Origin of the sequence: Halobellus litoreus (assembly GCF_024464595.1) — an archaeon.
Lineage (GTDB): Archaea > Halobacteriota > Halobacteria > Halobacteriales > Haloferacaceae > Haloquadratum > Haloquadratum litoreum.
Genome location: NZ_JANHAW010000003.1, coordinates 43,268 through 60,310, shown reverse-complemented (window position 1 = coordinate 60,310; position 17,043 = coordinate 43,268). Strand labels below are relative to the sequence as shown.

The 17,043-nt window shown below is 62.3% G+C and carries 13 protein-coding genes; 4 read left to right on the top strand and 9 right to left on the bottom strand.

The window, feature by feature from the left end:
- Positions 1–7 precede the first annotated feature (7 nt).
- The 6 genes from NO360_RS14740 to NO360_RS14715 form a co-directional block, all read right to left on the bottom strand.
- Positions 8–409: a helix-turn-helix domain-containing protein gene (locus NO360_RS14740; protein ID WP_256308603.1), complete on the bottom strand. Its 402-nt coding sequence runs from the start codon at positions 407–409 to the stop codon at positions 8–10.
- A gap of 85 nt (positions 410–494) precedes the next feature.
- Positions 495–1,532, bottom strand: a complete 1,038-nt coding sequence (locus NO360_RS14735) for a sulfite exporter TauE/SafE family protein (RefSeq protein ID WP_256308602.1) — start codon at positions 1,530–1,532, stop codon at positions 495–497.
- Entirely contained in the window at positions 1,529–1,702 is a 174-nt protein-coding gene (locus NO360_RS14730; RefSeq protein ID WP_256308601.1) for a DUF7512 family protein, read from the bottom strand. Before NO360_RS14730 ends, NO360_RS14735 begins: the two co-directional genes overlap by 4 nt.
- A 412-nt stretch (positions 1,703–2,114) precedes the next feature.
- Complete coding sequence (locus tag NO360_RS14725; RefSeq protein ID WP_256308600.1) at positions 2,115–3,290, bottom strand: inorganic phosphate transporter; 1,176 nt, start codon at positions 3,288–3,290, stop codon at positions 2,115–2,117.
- A gap of 105 nt (positions 3,291–3,395) precedes the next feature.
- A complete protein-coding gene (locus tag NO360_RS14720) occupies positions 3,396–4,589 on the bottom strand; it encodes an MBL fold metallo-hydrolase (protein ID WP_256308599.1) in 1,194 nt (397 codons plus the stop codon).
- Positions 4,590–4,971: 382 nt separating this feature from the next.
- Positions 4,972–5,778 (bottom strand): M55 family metallopeptidase, encoded by an 807-nt coding sequence (locus NO360_RS14715; protein WP_256308598.1) that lies wholly within the window; start codon positions 5,776–5,778, stop codon positions 4,972–4,974.
- 248 nt (positions 5,779–6,026) lie between these two features.
- Here NO360_RS14715 and NO360_RS14710 point away from each other — a divergent pair, with 248 nt between their 5' ends.
- Together NO360_RS14710 and katG are read left to right on the top strand one after the other, a co-directional pair.
- On the top strand, positions 6,027–6,506 hold the full coding sequence (locus NO360_RS14710; protein ID WP_256308597.1) for a hypothetical protein: 480 nt from the start codon (positions 6,027–6,029) through the stop codon (positions 6,504–6,506).
- Positions 6,507–6,671: 165 nt separating this feature from the next.
- Positions 6,672–8,819 (top strand): catalase/peroxidase HPI, encoded by a 2,148-nt coding sequence (katG, locus tag NO360_RS14705; RefSeq protein WP_256308596.1) that lies wholly within the window; start codon positions 6,672–6,674, stop codon positions 8,817–8,819.
- A gap of 574 nt (positions 8,820–9,393) precedes the next feature.
- Here the strand turns inward: katG and NO360_RS14700 are convergent.
- The 3 genes from NO360_RS14700 to NO360_RS14690 form a co-directional block, all read right to left on the bottom strand.
- Positions 9,394–10,932, bottom strand: a complete 1,539-nt coding sequence (locus tag NO360_RS14700; protein WP_256308595.1) for a class I adenylate-forming enzyme family protein — start codon at positions 10,930–10,932, stop codon at positions 9,394–9,396.
- Positions 10,933–11,013: 81 nt separating this feature from the next.
- Positions 11,014–12,321: an amino acid ABC transporter substrate-binding protein gene (locus NO360_RS14695; protein WP_256308594.1), complete on the bottom strand. Its 1,308-nt coding sequence runs from the start codon at positions 12,319–12,321 to the stop codon at positions 11,014–11,016.
- A 196-nt stretch (positions 12,322–12,517) separates the two neighbouring features.
- Positions 12,518–13,903: a hypothetical protein gene (locus NO360_RS14690; protein ID WP_256308593.1), complete on the bottom strand. Its 1,386-nt coding sequence runs from the start codon at positions 13,901–13,903 to the stop codon at positions 12,518–12,520.
- Positions 13,904–14,015: 112 nt separating this feature from the next.
- On the opposite strand from NO360_RS14690, the gene NO360_RS18995 reads away from it, so the two are divergent.
- Positions 14,016–14,774 carry an IclR family transcriptional regulator gene (locus NO360_RS18995; protein WP_256308592.1) on the top strand — a complete coding sequence of 253 codons (759 nt, stop codon included), beginning with the start codon at positions 14,016–14,018 and terminating at the stop codon, positions 14,772–14,774.
- Between the two features lie 115 nt (positions 14,775–14,889).
- A complete protein-coding gene (locus NO360_RS14680; protein ID WP_256308591.1) occupies positions 14,890–16,419 on the top strand; it encodes a class I adenylate-forming enzyme family protein in 1,530 nt (509 codons plus the stop codon).
- Positions 16,420–17,043 lie beyond the last annotated feature (624 nt).

Below are 17,043 nucleotides of genomic sequence, written 5' to 3'. Positions count from 1 at the left end.
TTCCTCACTACCCTTCGACGGTCATCTCGGCTTCCGGACGCTCGTACTTGTCCTCGAACTCCTGGATCAACTGGCCCATCTTCGCGTACCAATCGTTGAGCATCCGCTGCATACTATCGGATATCTTTTCCGGATCCGTCGGCGAGTAGACGTGGTAGTAGCCGCCCTGCTCGTAGTTGACCTGTTCCTTCTGGATGAATCCCGACTGCAGCAGTCGCTGGATCGAGCGGTACGCCGTCGATCGCTCCCGATCGACGATTTCGGCGACCTCGTCGACGGTCAGCGGCTCTCCGGCCCGCACCAGTACCTGGAAACACTGCTTGTCGAGCTGTTTGAGACCGTGGAAACACTCCAAGAGTCCCTCACACTCCATATCCTGCTTCAGTTGTTCGGACATCGAATCTGGCATCTGTTATGCAACGGTTGGAGCCGTACAATTAAAAGGCTTGTGTGGAGTTCGTACAATCTTGTGCCACACGAAGAACGGAACGGCGTTAATCGGCGGTCGGCGACTGCCGAGCGGCCTCACTGCGGAGTTCGACGAGGCTGCTGTAGACCACCATCCCGCTGACCAGCAGCGCCGAGCCGAGGATTAACACCAGGCTGACCGTGTTGAGGACGGGCATATCGATGTAGTTCCCGATCTCACGCACCGCGACGGCGACCGATCCGCCGAGGAGCATCAGCCCGAAGTAGACCTTGATTTCGCCCTCGTCGACGATGCTCGTCGCGGCCGATCCGAGGCGGGCACCGAGCGCGCTTCCGGCCAAGAGCGGCAGGACGATAGAGAGGTCGACGCCGCCGTCCATCGCGTAGATGAAGCTCCCGATCCCGCCCGAGAAGACGATCTCGAACAGGTCGGTCCCGACCGCGATCGGAACGGGCACGCCGATGAGATAGAACAGCGCGGGCATCCGGATGAAGCCCCCGCCCACGCCCAGGAACCCCGACAGGAGACCCGTCGCGAAGGCGACGCCGAGAATCATCCACAGCGAGACGCGGATCCCGCCCCGGAGTTTGATCATCGGCGGGACGTTGTACGACTGGATCGTTTTCGCGATCTCCGGGATGTCGTCGGCGTCGATTTCGCCGTCGGCCTCCGCGTCGTGGTCGACGCCGCCACCGCCGTCTCCCTTCATCGCCTCGTACGTCACGAACACGCCGATACCGCCCAGCAGCACCACGTACGTGACGCTGATGATGCTCCCGGCGAGTCCGAGGCTCTCGAGGTGCAGGACGATCTCCTTGCCGACCTCGATACCCACCGTGGTCCCGGCAATCATCAGAACTCCGAGTTTGTAGTCCACCTGACCCAGATCGCGGTGTTTCAGCGTCGCGATGACCGACGTCCCGAAGACGAACGCGAGGCCACTCCCGACGGCGACCCGAGACGGGTAGCCCATCACTAACAGCGCCGGCGTGACGAGGAACGAGCCGCCCATTCCGAAGAATCCGAAGAGGATCCCGATGAGAAGCCCGAACGCGACGAACAGGGCCAGGACACCGATCCCAACCCCCATAACCTCCATCATTCGCCGGATTCCACCCCGATTAGCCGGCGGACGGTCGGCTCAAGCGCGTTCGTGAGCGCTCCGTACCCGACGTAGAGGATCATCGCCTCGACGAGCACTGCACCCACGAGACTGAGCGCCTGGGTTGTTCCAGCTCCCGATGCTCCTAGCACTGCTCCGATATCTGCCATGTGTGTTCTCCTTTCGAGTTGTGTGGTTGTGTAGCTTCCATACTATTCTACTCGACTCCAGGTATCCGCTTGTGCTTAATAACGCTTTTGGGACGATAGTACAATACTATATTCAGCGCACATCGATAAGTTACGAAGAACGAATCGTCCGTCTCGAACCCGCCGTTCTCACGCCTCGAACACTTCTCTGTCGCTATTTACACCCCGCGTCGACCTGACAGTGGGTCTCGCGCGCGTATGTGGCTCACGCTGGCTCCATATGTTTCGATCCAGCTCTCGGTCCCCAGTACTTCTGTCCCGCGCCGATCGCAGCCGCCGCTAGCTGTGGACACAACCGACACGTAAGTGTCATAGATACAGGCAACCGCTTCTGCATCCACGCGAGCGGATCCGACTCAGTGTTGCTACGCGGTCACATCAGCGCCCTCGCCATCGCGTAGGCGATGACAAACGCCAGGAGCAGCGATCCAACCCACGCGCCCACGGTAACGAGGATCTTCCGGGTGTCGATGACGTCGCTTCCGCCGACGGCCGCGCCGCTTCCGACGATCCCGCTGACGATCACCTCGTTGAACGAGACGGGCACCCCCAGCAACACTGCCGTCTGCGCAATCAGGAACGAGGGCACCAGCGTCGCGATCGAGCGTCGCGGTCCGAGCGACGAGTAGTCCTGTGAGAGCGACTTGATCATCCGTGGTGCACCGGTCCAGGACCCGACGAGGATCCCGAGACCACCGCCGAACAGCACGGCGAACGTCGAGACGGCGTCGATCTGATCGGCCAGTGGCAGCAACGGTCCGACGGCGAGACCGACCTGACTCCCGCCGGCCGAAAACGCGACGAGCGACCCGAGCGCGAGCAGGACTCGTCGCAGTCCACCGTCGCGGTTGCTGGCGATGTCCCAGTGGACTGCGACGGCGACGACGACGCCGACGAGGAGGGTCGTCCCGCCGATCGCGATGGACGGATCGACCGACATCGAGCGGGCTACAGCGCCCGCAATCGAGCCCGGATCTCCGTTCGTCCCGAGCCTCGGAAAGTCGAGGTTCGCGACCACGCTCCCGACGAGTCCGGCGAGCGCGGGGACGCTGAAACGCTCCGGAATGTCCTCGCGCGGGAGCAGGCTGGCGATGAGGTACGCGATTCCACCGCCCACGAACGGCGTCCCGACCCACACGAGGCCGATCTCCTGGTACTTCGCCCACGCGGGCGCGCCACCGAGCGCGAGGCCGACGCCCACGACGGAACCGGTGACGGTGAACGCCGTCGCGATCGGATACCCCGTGTAGATACCGATCGCCATCAGGCCGGCCCCGATGAGGAGGACCAAGATCACTCCCGTTGCGGGGAGAGAGACGCCCTCTATGAGCCCGCTTCCGACGGCTTCCGAGACGTTCGCGCCCTGCAGGACGGCGCCGAGGAAGCCGAAGATTCCGACGACGAACGCGGCGCGCATCGTCGGGATGGCGTTGGCCCCGACGGCGGGTGCGAACGGCGTCGCGCCGCTCGAACCCGCGCCGACGACCCACGCCATAAACAGGCTCGCGAGGCTGGCAACGACGAACAGCAAGAGTACTGTGGTGTCCATTGCGAATGCGGGGGGAGGGGATCAGGGGGCGACCGGAGTTTGTGCTGTCGACCGGGTCTGGTCGGCGACGCCAGTCCGCCGAATGGACGGCGGACTCATCGCGACTCAGTCACCGGCGAGGGATTCCTGGCTGGCGGCGCAGTTGTTCGGGCCGAGTTCCAGGGTGAACGCTTCCTCGTCGTCGACGACGTTTTGCCCGAGGTTCGTCGCGATGATCTGCTCGTAGTTCGCGGGCCGCGGCGGCATGTCCGCGAGGATCACCTCGACGAAGTCGTCTTCGTCCATCGAGAGCGCGTCCATTTCCTCGACCAAGTCGCCGATGGGAGCCGTGTACGTGCCGTCTTCGGCGGGTTCCGCCGCGTCGCTGAAGTGCGCGCCGCCGACGAGCGTCTCGTCGGGTAACGGCAGCACGCGTTCCTGCAGGGACTCGTAGAGCATCCGCGCGGCGTCGGGCGCGCCCTCGTCGCCCTCTTCGAGGTCCGGGCGAGCGACGCTCTCGATGAAGAGACCGTCACCCGTCGCCAGCAGGCTCTCGTCGAGTAAGTACGAGGTCATTCCCGTCGTGTGTCCCGGAGTGTACACCGTCTCGACGGTCGCCTCGCCAACCTGGAAGGTGTCGCCGTCTTCGGCGGTCGTCAACTCGTCGGCGTAGGTGACACCGCGGTCGACCGCCGCGGCGGGGATGACGCCTTCGACGCCTTCTGCGTCGAGGTCGCGCACGCCCGAAATGTGGTCGGCGTGGATGTGGGTGTCGAGCGCGTACGTGAGCTCGGCGTCTAACTCGGCAGCGTCGTCGAGGTAGCGGTCGGTGAACGCCCGGAGGGGGTCGACGATGGCGGCGTCGCCGTCGTCGACGAGGAGGTAGCCGAGACAGCCCGAAGAGGGGCGCTGGTACTGATACAGCGTGCCGCTGCCGTCGTAGTCGGTGACTTCGACGCGCTCGTAGATTTCCGCCCAGCCGTTCATGCCGTTTTCGAGGTGGTTGACGTCGTAGCCGCGAGCCTTGAGCGCGCCGGCGACGAACTCGCTGGCGCCGCCCTTCGCACAGAGGACCGTGAGTTCGCGGTCGTCGGGCACTTGTTCGAGGACGTCGTCGTCGATGTCGTCCTCCAAAAAGTGGAAATACGGAAGGTTGATCGAAGTGACGTTGTCGTCGTCGATGTGCCACTCCTCGTAATCGGACTGCATTCGCGTGTCGAGAAGCGTGACGTCCTCGCCGGCGTCGATGCGGTCCTTCAGCGCGTCGGGAGAGACGGAGTCGACGTCCGCCTCCGGCGTCGGGAAGTCTTCGGGATTCATATCGTGCACTCCCTCGTACCGGGTGGCCACACAAAAATGTTTGCATAGTAATTCAGTTATCACACAATTCAATATGGTGGGGAGGTCTCTTCCACGCGATCCGTAGGATACGAGAATCGGTCTTAAATCGCTCTAATACGGTTCAAAAGTACGAATTAACGGGTCGTCTACGTGTCGATGTCCAAAACGAAATTTGTACACCGATACAACTGTGGATTAGTATTGCAAATAAAACGCAAAATTATGCCCGTCGAGGACGCTCACCATCCTTCCTCTGTTGGAACCGACCGCCGATGTGCGGATGTTCGAGGCAAACGGTCCATCTTCGAGATGAACGGTAAGCCTTCGAGACGAACGTCACGCGTCTCGGCCCCGAGAGAGTTCACACCTTGCTCGCGGCGCGCAGGAACGAGTAGACTTCGAGCGGGTCGTCGCTCTCGTATCCGATCTTCCGACTGGTCTTTCGCTCGATACCCGGCCACAACGCGGCTTTCTCGGCGGTATCAGCCTGGTGATAGCGAACTGTAGCCGACACCGTTCCATCCGTCTCAATCCCGAGCGGGTACTCACCGATCGGCTCCGAAACCGCCCGCGCCGCCGCATCGGAGATCCGCTCTCGAACTCGTGCGGGCGGGTAACAAGTAGCCGCGCGCATACTTCGAGCCTCTTTGGTCACGACGTATTCGCTCTCCGGTAGGACCGCTTCGAGTTCGTCGCGGAGGCGGTCATCGCCGGTCACCAGCGCGGTCGGCGTTCCGAACGCCGCCATCCCCATCGCGTTGAGCTCGACCTCGCCGACGGGGTCGCCGTTGAGTGTGACGTCGGCCATCGACGAGGAGGAGAACGTGTGTTCGAGCACGCCACCGTATCCGGGCCGCGTGTGCGCGCCGATCTGAAACCCGACGTCGGCGTCTTCGACGCCCGAGATCATCCCGCGGGGACGGGGGCCCCCACGGACCAGTTTCGCGTCGGGGTGGAGTTCCTCGATGACGACGTTTCGCTTCCCGCCGTGGGAATCGTTCACTATCACGTCGGCGTCGCGTTCGCTCAGCACGCCCTCGACGGCGGCGTTGACGTCTTCGGTCATCGCGAGTCGAACGCGCTCGGTCTCCTCGTCTTCCTGCGCCCAGTCGACGAACCCCGAGACGCCCTCGATGTCCGCACAGATGAACACGGTCAACCCTGTCATCGTTCCGCCGTCTCTCGCTCTGTCTGATAAATGTACCTCCCAGTGAGCAGTCGGTGACGGCGGTCGCCTCCCCGACGGGACGCGCTCGTTCGCGTCGCGGCGGTCGAGCGGAATCGAAATCGCTCGCGACTCAGTTCGACCTCGGAGTCGACTGGACCGATTCCGTCTCAGAGCAAACTGGACGGATACCGCCTCGAAGCCAACCCGCGCGGAGACGTTTAGTAGGAAGCTACACATAAACTCGCACGATGGAATCGTCCGAAGACCGGGGGCTCACCGACGAAGTCACCCGCGTCCAGGCGGTGACGTACCTACAGGGCGCGACCGGACACGGCGTGGGGAGTCTCGGGTTTCTGCTCCTGGGCGGGATCGGATACTGGGCGACCGGATGGGCGGCGTTGGGGTTCGGCGGACTGGTGTGCGCGTTTCTGTTGACCGCAAACGGTCTCTCGATCTACCTGTGGGACGCGATTCAGGCGTACGTGTTCTCGAAGCGTCCTCCGGCCGAAGACTCGGCTCCGACGCGGACGCTTTCGGCACCGTCGCTGTCGACGGAACACAGGGCGGAGCTGATCGCCGGCTTGACACAGGTGACGGGGCTGGTGGTCGCGCTCTTGCTCGTCGTGGGCGTGTTTCGATGGTTCGGCGTCGAAGGCGGTTCGTACGTTCTGGGAGCGGGACTCGCCGTGGGGAACCTGGCGGCGTTACTCGTCGACCGGGTGCGCTGAAGAGACCGTCTCTTCGATCTCGCTGGCCGCGGGTGAGCCGAAGCGATTCCTCGTACGATCCACCGCTGGAAAAAGTTCACACACGCGATAGAGTGCTTGGTCTACAGCGAATATTTCTTTACCGAATTAGACAATCTTAACAGGCGAAAGAACAACCATCAGTGTATGAGAAAGTCCAATCGAGAGTGGTGGCCGAACCAGTTGAACCTGGAGATCCTCGACCAGAACGCCCGCGACGGCGGTCCGATGGGCGAGGACTTCGATTACGCCGAGGAGTTCGAGAAACTCGACTACGAGGCGTTGAAGTCCGACCTCGAAGCGCTGATGACGGACTCGCAGGACTGGTGGCCCGCCGACTACGGGCACTACGGGCCCCTGTTCATTCGGATGGCGTGGCACAGTGCCGGGACGTACCGCACTACCGACGGCCGTGGCGGCGCCGCGGGCGGTCACCAGCGGCTGCCCCCGGTCGACAGCTGGCCGGACAACGTGAACCTCGACAAGGCGCGCCGACTCCTCTGGCCTGTCAAACAGAAGTACGGCCAGAAGCTCTCGTGGGCCGACCTGATCGTCCTCGCCGGCAACGTCGCGCTCGAATCGATGGGGTTCGAGACGTTCGGCTTCGCCGGTGGACGGGAGGACGAGTATACGCCCGACGAGGCCGTCGACTGGGGGCCAGAAGAGGAGTGGGAGACCACCTCCGAGGACCGCTTCGACGAGGAGGGGAACCTCAAGTCCCCGCTCGGGAACACCGTGATGGGCCTCATCTACGTGAACCCCGAGGGCCCCAACGGCGAACCGGACCTCGAAGGCTCCGCGAAGAACATCCGGGAGTCGTTCGGTCGGATGGCGATGAACGACGAGGAGACCGTCGCGCTCATCGCCGGCGGCCACACCTTCGGGAAGGTCCACGGCGCCGACGATCCCGAGGACCACATCGGTCCCGAACCCGCGGCCGCACCCATCGAGAAACAGGGCTTCGGCTGGGAGAACGACTTCGGCGAGGGCAAAGGTCCCGACACCATCACCAGCGGTATCGAAGGGCCGTGGAACACCACGCCGACCCAGTGGGATATGAGCTACATCAACAACCTGCTCTCCTACGACTGGGAGCCCGAGAAAGGCCCCGGCGGAGCGTGGCAGTGGACCACGGAGGGAGGCGAACTCAACGACGCCGCCCCGGGCGTCGCGGACCCCTCGGACAAAGAAGACGTGATGATGCTGACGACGGACGTCGCGCTGAAGCGGGATTCCGACTATCGCGAGGTCCTCGAACGCTTCAGAGACGACCCCCGGGCGTTCCAGGACGCCTTCGCGAGAGCCTGGTACAAATTGATCCACCGCGATATGGGCCCGCCGACTCGGTTCCTCGGTCCGGAAGTCCCCGAGGAGACGCTGATCTGGCAGGATCCCCTTCCAGAGGCCGACTACGACCTCATCGGCGAGTCTGAGATCGCCGACCTCAAAGGGGAGCTCCTCGATTCGGAACTGTCGATCTCCCAGCTGGTCAAGACCGCCTGGGCGTCGGCGTCGACGTACCGCGACAGCGACAAGCGCGGCGGCGCCAACGGTGCCCGCATCCGTCTGGAGCCCCAGCGGAGCTGGGAAGTCAACGAGCCGGCGGAGCTGAGTGCCGTTCTGGAGACGTACGAGGAGATCCAAGAGCAGTTCAACAGCGCACAGCCCGGCGACACGCGGGTCTCGCTCGCGGATCTGATCGTTCTGGGCGGCAACGCGGCCGTCGAGCAGGCGGCGGCCGAGGCCGGCTACGACGTTGAGATCCCGTTCGAGCCGGGACGGACGGACGCGACGCAGGAACAGACCGACGTCGAGTCGTTCGAGGCCCTCAAACCGGATGCGGACGGCTTCCGTAACTACCTCGGCGACGAGGCCGACCAGTCCGCCGAGGAGCTGCTGGTGGACAAGGCCGAACTGCTGGATCTGACGGTGCCCGAAATGACGGTGCTCGTCGGCGGGATGCGAGCGCTGGGCGCGAACTACGACGGATCGGAGCTCGGTGTCTTCACCGACCGACCGCAGACGCTGACCAACGACTTCTTCGTGAACCTACTCGATATGGGCTACGAGTGGGAACCGGTCACGGCGGAGAAGGACGTGTTCGAACTGCGCGACCGAGAGACCGGCGAAGTCGAGTGGAAGGGCTCCCGCGTCGACCTCGTCTTCGGCTCGAACTCCCGACTCCGCACCACCGCGGAGGTCTACGGCGCCGACGACGCGGAAGAGAAGTTCGTCCAGGACTTCGCGGAAACGTGGAGTAAAGTGATGAAGCTCGACCGCTTCGACCTGGAGTAACCGCCGGATCGGCTCTTCACGCCCGTGGCCGTGCGGCTTTCGGGTACCGTTCAATCCCCGAACCGGGTCTCACAGCCTGGTCGCGAACCGCAGCGGTGAGGCTGCGGCACCGCCGTAACCGGGTTTTCTTTCATCGAAACGCTCCGTCGCAGTCTCTCGGAGCACGTGAAGCCTCCCCACCGCTTCGATGGTCGCTGTTCCGTTCTCACGGGCGAATTTCGGCCCGAAAAGTACGATCTCCCGGCCGTCGCGGACGCCAATTCCGGTGCCGGCCCCAGGACACAGCCGGTCGCCCCCTACTGGTTCTGTCAGAACTTGCTCGACCGACGACGTTATAACTGGAAATTGATATTTAGTGTGAACTCAGGAGGAATGACAGCGTATCTGCTCGAATACTTTACACAGAAATAGTATATTAATCCTAAATAAACAGGAAAATGAAATAAAGATTAGTACGCTAACGGGCATTTAAGCCATCTAAACTGAATCAAATATATTTTATATCAAAATAAACTATATATCTATAATCCTATTATAATCGATCAACAGATTAGCACTAAACGAGCCCGACTGGTCACAGAAAATATATTTTTCTGATCTCGTCCCGGAGAAGTGTCCCGGTGTCGGATCGCGGGAGGGAATCGGACGTGACCGCGTACGAGCGGGGCCGCTTGAAATCGGCCAGGCTGTCGTGTCGCTGGCAGTAGTCGTCTAACTCCGCTGCCGAGACTCCCTCCGCGACGACGACGGCCGCGACGCGTTCACCCCACTCGTCGTCGGGGATGCCGACGACTGCGGCGGCGCTCACGGCTGGGTGGCCTTCGAGTACCATCTCGACTTCCTGCGGATAGATGTTCTCGCCGCCGCTCACCAACATATTGTCGACCCGGTCGACGATGTGCAGACCCCCGTTTTCGTCGACGTGGGCGACATCCATCGTCCGCAGCCACTCGTCGCCGACGAACAGTCGCTCCTCAGCACTCGGGCTGTCGATGTATCCGTCGACGAACGGTCCGCGACCGATGAGTTCGCCGCTCTCGCCGCGGTCGACGACCGCCGTGGGGTCGGGTTCCTCGTCGGGATCGGCGGCCTCGACGATGCGGATCTCCCAATTGAACGACGCGCTACCGACGGTTCCCGGATTATCGAGCTGCTCCTCCGGATACGCGTGAGTCAGGTTCGAAATCCCCTCAGTCAGTCCGTAGGTGTTGTACACGCCCTCGGTCATCCGTGCCCGCACCCGTTCGACGAGGGAGGGCGAGACGACAGCCCCACCGGTTCGGACGTACGAAAGCGCCGAGAGGTCGTAGGATCCCGCTGCTTCGGCGTCGAGAAGCGCTTCAAGTTGGGCGGGGACCGCCAACAATCCCGTCACGTCGTGCGCTTCGAGCAGGTCCAGCGTCTTCGGCGGCTCGAAGACCGACTGGAGCACGAGCGTCGCGCCCACTTGGAGGTGCGGATAGATCCACGCTACGGTCGTGACGTCGTGATACCAGGGGGTCGTCACCAGCGCGACGTCGTTCGGACCGAGTCCGAGTTCCATAACCACCTGCGCGGCCCCGAGCCAGACCCGCTCTTGGTCCTGCAACACCGCCTTTGGCGTGCTCGTGGTACCGCTCGTGTAGAGGACGCCAGTCTCCGCCTCGGGATCTTGAACCGCTTGATACGTCGGTTTCGCCGCCTCGACGACCGCCTCGTACCGTTCGGCGTCCGCTCGACTCGGTTCGCCGTCGCCGACGTACAGGGCGGCGTCGAGTTCCATCCGATCGAGGACCGCTTCGGCCATCTCGGCGTTCGCCTCGTCGTACACGAGCGCGTCAGCCTCGGCGACGCTGACCATTTCGCAGAGTTCACCCGCCGCCCCTCGAAAACTCAACTGCGCGTTCGCACGCCCTCGTTTCTGCGCCGCGAGCATCATCTCCACCGCTGCCGGGCTATTGTTGAGAAGCGAGGCGGTCCGCCCGTCGCCGAGGCGCTCGTTCAGCGCACCTGCGAGCGCGTCCGTTCGGCGGCCCAGTTCGGTATACGTTCGTGTATCACCGGATTCGTCAACGAGAGCTATTCGGCCTCCGTACCGCTTTACGACCCGTCGAAATGCGCGCAGATCTTTCATAATCGGTCGTCGTAAGCATTCGCAATAAACGCTGCTTCCACCCAGAGAGCAAAATTGTTCCCAGATCGAGTCCCACGGTCGTCAACGCTGGTCGTACGCCGGCGCGGGATACATAAGGTCGGTAGAGGCTTCGCTCTCGACGTCTGAGGGGATGACCAGGCGCAGGAGATCATCCTGCCACTGCCCCATCGGCGGTGCGAGGTCGCCCTCGACCGGCATCCCATTCTCGTCGAACCGGAACTCACCGAGGACGGTCCGGAACTCCTCGTTCAGCAGTGTCTCTCGGACCGCGTCGGGTTCGACTGATCCCGTCGCCTCGATCGCCTGCTTGGCGGTCTGGGCGACGTTGTAGGAACCACCCACGGTCGGTGCCGGGTACGCGTCCGACGCAACGCCGTCTTGCGCGCGGAACGCCTCCAGCATCGCTTCGTTGCCGTTATCGACTAATCCGGGCACCCAGCCCGGCGTCGACTGCGTGTACAGCCCCGCGGTTCCAGTCGCCTCCAGCCACGACGTGATCGTCGCCGCGCGTTCGATCGTGGCTAGTTTCGGCAGGAAATTCGTCTCCTGCATCTGTTTGATCGCGGTAATTCCGCCCCCCGGCGACGGGTTCGTGAGCAGGTACTCGACGTTCGCGCTCTGGCTCTGAGAGATGAGCGTGGAAAAGTCTGAAGAGCCGATCTGGAACTTCTCGTTGAGCACGACGCTGTGTCCGTTGGCTTCGAGCGCGTCCGACCATACGCGAGCGAGTTCCGCGCCCCACCCGGTGTTGGTCTGCCAGATTCCGACGTTCACTGGGCGATCGCCTTCAGGGGCCAGATTCGCGAGTTTGACTGCGCCATTGGCCATATCTCGACTCTTCGGGAAGGGCGCGAACGTCCACTCGTAATCGTTGTTCAGGTGCGGTTCCATATACGCGAAGTTCGCGCTCAACATCGGGATGTTTTCGCGCTCGGCGACGGCGGCGGCCGAGGCGACCAGGAGGCTCCCGAACGTCCCCCAGATCATATCCACGTCGTTGTTGGAGATGATCCCCTGCAACCCCTCTCGTACCTTCTGGGCGTCGCTCTCGTCGTCTCGGATGATGACCTCGACGTCACGACCTAGGAGTCCACCGTCGTCGTTGATCATCTGTTCGCCCAATTCATACGCAGCTTCGACGTCCTCGCCCGCGGACGAGAACGACCCCGACCGCGACACCGTCGCCGCGATGGTGATCGGTTCGTCGTTCCCACCGCTGTTCCCCATTGTCGTCGTCGTGCTCCCCCCGCCCTCACCGCTCGACTCCGACGGTGTGCTCTCTCCGTTGCTCCCCGACCCGAGGCACCCTGCAGCGAGCGCGACGGCTCCGGTCCCCGCGGTTGTGATAAACTGTCGTCTGTTACTCATCGGCACGCTCCTGCGTTAGTGAAAGAACATTATAAATTTTTCCCTTAAATCGGTTTGCGCGTGCGATCGAACGCCGGGGCTCCACTGGAAAACGGTTCGCACAGCCATCCGTCAGAATGCGGGCAAACGCCGTCGGGGCGGCCGATATCGGTGGGTACTCAGCAGACGGCGGACAGCCGCCGCACTCGACTGTCGGTCAGTCTACGGAGTAGTTCGCGGTCTTTCGTTTGTCCTCGAAGTATGGTGCGGGAGCCACAGTCGCCTTGATCTCGGTCTGTTCGTGGTCCTCGACGCGGGGGTTCCCCGAACCCGGTTCACCCCACAGAATCGAAACTTCGGTGCCCGGTTCGGCCAGTTCGACGTCGATACTGCAAAGCGAGAACATCCGTTTCTCGAAGTAGAGATACCGGGTGTTGTTCGCGACGCCGACCAGCTCGCCGTCTTTCAGCACCTTGTCGTTCTGTGTCAGCGCCCAGTCGGCGACCGGAAGTTCCGTGAATCGGTAGGTGGTGTCGTCGTCGAACAGCGCACCGCCGTACAGTTCTTCGGTGGCTCCCTGGTCCCAGACGAGCGTGACGCGGGTTCGCGATTTGTTCTCGACCTCCTGCTTCAGCGCGTCCTTGCCGACGAAGTCGTGCCCGAAGTCGATGAAGCGCTCGTGGCCGGCTTCCACGGGCGTCAGGTAGTGGTCGGTGATGTCCTCGGAGTCGAGGCTGCCGCCGATGGCGAGCGCCCCCTCAAAACTGTTGGCGTCGAGCCACTCCCGATAGTCGCGCACCGTCTCCTCGTCGTGGTAGATAGCGGGCAGCGGAATCGACATCCACGCCGCGGTGATGACGTTCGTCGGGTACGCCTTCCCGCCGATCTGGCGGATGTCGTACTCCTGTCCCGTTCCGACGATCGCCTCGCGGACGTCCTCCTGAACGTCCCACGAACCGAAGAACTCGAAGCCCGGTTCGTTCAACATCCCGTGTCGCAGCGCGTTGATCTCGTGCCCCGCGATCGAGACCGGGCGGAAGTTGAAGAAGGGAACGTCAGGAAGCGGCTCGTCGACGACCTCCGTGATGAGTTCCAGCGCGTCGGGGCCCTGAACCTGGAAGCGGAACGTCTCCGGTGGTCCCTCTCGCACGCCGCAGTGCTCGTCGCGCTCTGCGACCGCGTCGTAGTCGCCCGTCTCGAGGTGGTACTGGACCCAGTTGATGGGGCCGTAACCGACGAGGTTGAACTCGTTTTCGTCCAAGTGGAACAGGATTCCGTCGCCGATGAGCTGCCCGTCGGGGTTGCACGCGGCGAACTGCTTGGCCTGCCCGGGTTCGAAGCCAGAGAAGTCGTTGATCCCGAGATCCGAGAACAGATCGAGGGCGTCGGGCCCCTCGACGTGCAGGTCGGTCATATGGTGCGACAGGTCCGCGATGGCGACGCTGTCGGCCCAAGCCGCCTGTTCCTCTCGCCAGTTAGTGAACTCCGACGGCAGATCTTCGAACAAGCGCAGGTGTGCCGAATCCGCGTGGGATCCGATGCCGCGGACCAGATCGAGCGGGCTGTCATACTCCTGAAGAACGTCTTCGAGGCTCTGTGTCATAGTGGTGCCTGTCTCAAATTCTGATCTATTATTATATAAATTTTACTCAGAAGTCCCTCAGCCACCCGCCGAGACCCACTCGTTTCATATCGGTGGACGACGAGGTACGGCTGTGAGTTCCGATACAGTCCCACTCCAGACGGTCTCGCGTGCGTTCGAGGTGCTTGACCTGCTGGAACGCGAACGAGAGGCAGGCCCCGCGAAGATCGCGGCGCTGATGGAGGTCAATCGAAGTACTGCCCACGATTATCTCGTCTCGCTCGAATCGACCGGGTTCGTCGTCAAAAACGACGGCAAGTACCGGATCAGCTACCGCTTCCTCCAGCGCGGAAGCCGTCTCAAGTATCGAAACCGCTTCTTCAAATCCTCGGAGATCGTGCTGGGAAAGCTCTCCGAGCAGTCTGGCGAACTCGCTCAACTGGGACTCGAGGAATCGGGAGAGTGGGTGATGGTCCACGAAGAGGGTGACGTCACCTCGGTACAAACCGGTACCTATCCCGGGTTTCGGACGCCGATACACACGCACGCGGCCGGTAAAGTACTCCTCGCGAACCTTCCCGATGCCCGTATCGACGAGTTACTCGATGTCGAAAAACTGGAACCGGTCACGGAACACACGGTTACGAACCCCGCGGAACTCCGGACGGAACTCGAGGCGATCCGGGAGCGGGGATACGCTATCGACCACGAGGAGCAGGTCGTCGGAATCGGATTCGTGGCCTGTCCCGTCGTCGAGGACGAGGAGCTCTTGGGGAGTGTCTCGGTCGCCTGCCCAACCGGACGACTTCAACAGGACGACTACCGAGAGAACCTCGTCCAGGACGTGCGGGCGGCGGCCGAAGAGATAAGCGTCAATTATCGGTTTTACTGACGCCTGGCCTCGCCGCGGTTGGCTGGACCGACGAACCCCTTCCACGAGGAACGCACCCGCGAGAGATCACTGAAGAGGAAAAATTATTATGATCTGTCCGAGTGTATGGAGGCGTATGCTGTTCCCACAACTGTTCGAACAATCGGTCGCTCGGACTCCCGACCGGTCGGCGCTCGTCCACCTCAATGAGGGCGAGGAACTGACCTACGCGGAGCTACGCACACGTGCGTACGCCGTTGCAAACGAACTCCACGAGCGGGGCATCGACCCCGGCGACCGAGTCGCCATCTGTATGGCGAACCGTCCCGAACACGTCGTCACGTTCATCGGGACCCAACTGGCCGGTGTGGTGGCCGTCCCGTTCAACTTCCGCCTCGCCGCCAGCGACGTCCGCTACCACTTGCAGGACTCCGAACCGGACCTCTTCCTTTTTGACGCCGTATCGCGGGAGTCCGTCGCGGCCGTCGCCGACGACGTCGACGTGGATATGGTGTACGTCGGGGCGGACCCCCCACCGTTCGCCGAATCGTACGATTCGTTCACCGACTCGCCGGCCGAGCGCCCTGACGTTTCCGTCGATCACGACGACCCGAGCGTGATGCTGTACAGTTCCGGGACGACGGGGGACCCGAAGGGAATTCCGCTCGACCACGAGGCGACAGTCGACCGTTGGGTCATCAATTCGCTCGGCCAACACTACTACCTCGAAGAGACGATGATCGGCGTGATGCCGTTGTATCACACGGTCGGCCTTCACGGGATCCTCTGCGGACTGCTCTCGATGAGCGGGACCTACCTGTGTATGTCCGAATTCGACCCCGAGATCGCCGTTCGCGCCATCGAAGAGTATCAGGTTTCCGCCCTCCACGAGGCGCCGACGATCTTCGCGAACCTGCTCGATAGCGACGCGATCGAGGAGACGGACCTCTCCTCAGTCCGCGCCATCGGTTACTCTGGCGCGCCGATGAGCCAGTCTATCTTCGACCGAACCATCGAAGCGTTCGACCTGGACCACATCGCGAACCTCTACGGAACCACCGAAGTCTACGGGACCCTGGCCTACATCGATCTCCAGGACATCCGCGATCCGACGGTGACCGGCCCCGCGAACGTGGGGATCGAGACTCGCGTCGTGGAAATCGAGAGCGAGGACCCGGCCGATACGGTCGAACCCGGGACCCAGGGAGAACTGATAGTCAACACCGAATCCTCGGTGGCGTTCGACGGCTACTGGAACAAACCCGAGGCCACGAAAAGAGCCATCAACGAGGGGTGGCTCTACACCGGTGACGCGGCCCGTCTGACCGAGGAGAACCGAATCGTCATCACCGGCCGCGTCGACGATATGATAATCAGCGGCGGCGAGAACATCCACCCGACAGAGGTCGAGGACGTCCTCCTCACCCACCCCGAGGTATCAGACGTCGGTGTCGTCGGTCACCCCGACGACGAGTGGGGGGCTATCGTGGTCGCCTTCGTCGAGCGCAGTGGCGACGTGACCGAGGCCGAACTCGACCAGTGGTGCAAAGACAGCGACGACCTCGCCGACTACAAACGACCCCGCGAGTACCGCTTCGTCGACGAACTCCCGCGGAATCCGAGCGGCAAGATAGAGCGGTACAAACTCCAGCCTGACGGCGAATAACTCTCCCACGTGAGAGGTATGATCCCGACTGATGACTCGTTGGATTCGCTCGCCTAACTCCCAATAGCTCCTGACCTGCTTTCGGCTGAAATTTTCCCCTGCCCTCCTTTCGACTGGCTTTCCGGTGGACAGCGCCGCCTCAGTATCGTCATTGCGCTCTCGTTCACACATCGTCAGAATACGTCCGATATTTTCGAACGGACTGGGGCTCTGTAGCGCGTTTCGTCTCCTGGGGGGTAACACACGGCGACACGATGACTAGATTCAGTTCTTCGACGAATTGCCCGACTGGTCTCGGTGACAGGACGGTCGCCATCGAGTACTAACGTCAGTACGCCTGTTATTTCTCTTCAGACAGTCGGGGACGGTCGAGTGAGTACCGTCTCAACTGCTTTCTGTTCCGATGTCGCGTTCGGATATCTATCGCCGTGTCGGATCGGCTTCTCGAAATTCTGTGATGACCGTCGCTATCTGGTTCGAATATTCAAAAATTTCGTCCGTTATTTCCGGACCATTTCTCCTGTGACCTCAAGAGACGTCCCCAGGATCCGCGAGCCTCCTCCGGAAGACACGGCTCGGAACGCCTCCGTGCCGTTCGAACCGCTGCGATCCAGTCGTATTCAG

Bases quoted from the DNA above. Each gene is read 5' to 3' on its own strand.
- NO360_RS14740 (WP_256308603.1), bottom strand. From the start codon at position 409: ATGCCAGATTCGATGTCCGAACAACTGAAGCAGGATATGGAGTGTGAG.
- NO360_RS14735 (WP_256308602.1), bottom strand. From the start codon at position 1,532: ATGATGGAGGTTATGGGGGTTGGGATCGGTGTCCTGGCCCTGTTCGTC.
- NO360_RS14730 (WP_256308601.1), bottom strand. From the start codon at position 1,702: ATGGCAGATATCGGAGCAGTGCTAGGAGCATCGGGAGCTGGAACAACC.
- NO360_RS14725 (WP_256308600.1), bottom strand. From the start codon at position 3,290: ATGGACACCACAGTACTCTTGCTGTTCGTCGTTGCCAGCCTCGCGAGC.
- NO360_RS14720 (WP_256308599.1), bottom strand. From the start codon at position 4,589: ATGAATCCCGAAGACTTCCCGACGCCGGAGGCGGACGTCGACTCCGTC.
- NO360_RS14715 (WP_256308598.1), bottom strand. From the start codon at position 5,778: ATGACAGGGTTGACCGTGTTCATCTGTGCGGACATCGAGGGCGTCTCG.
- NO360_RS14710 (WP_256308597.1), top strand. From the start codon at position 6,027: ATGGAATCGTCCGAAGACCGGGGGCTCACCGACGAAGTCACCCGCGTC.
- katG (WP_256308596.1), top strand. From the start codon at position 6,672: ATGAGAAAGTCCAATCGAGAGTGGTGGCCGAACCAGTTGAACCTGGAG.
- NO360_RS14700 (WP_256308595.1), bottom strand. From the start codon at position 10,932: ATGAAAGATCTGCGCGCATTTCGACGGGTCGTAAAGCGGTACGGAGGC.
- NO360_RS14695 (WP_256308594.1), bottom strand. From the start codon at position 12,321: ATGAGTAACAGACGACAGTTTATCACAACCGCGGGGACCGGAGCCGTC.
- NO360_RS14690 (WP_256308593.1), bottom strand. From the start codon at position 13,903: ATGACACAGAGCCTCGAAGACGTTCTTCAGGAGTATGACAGCCCGCTC.
- NO360_RS14680 (WP_256308591.1), top strand. From the start codon at position 14,890: ATGCTGTTCCCACAACTGTTCGAACAATCGGTCGCTCGGACTCCCGAC.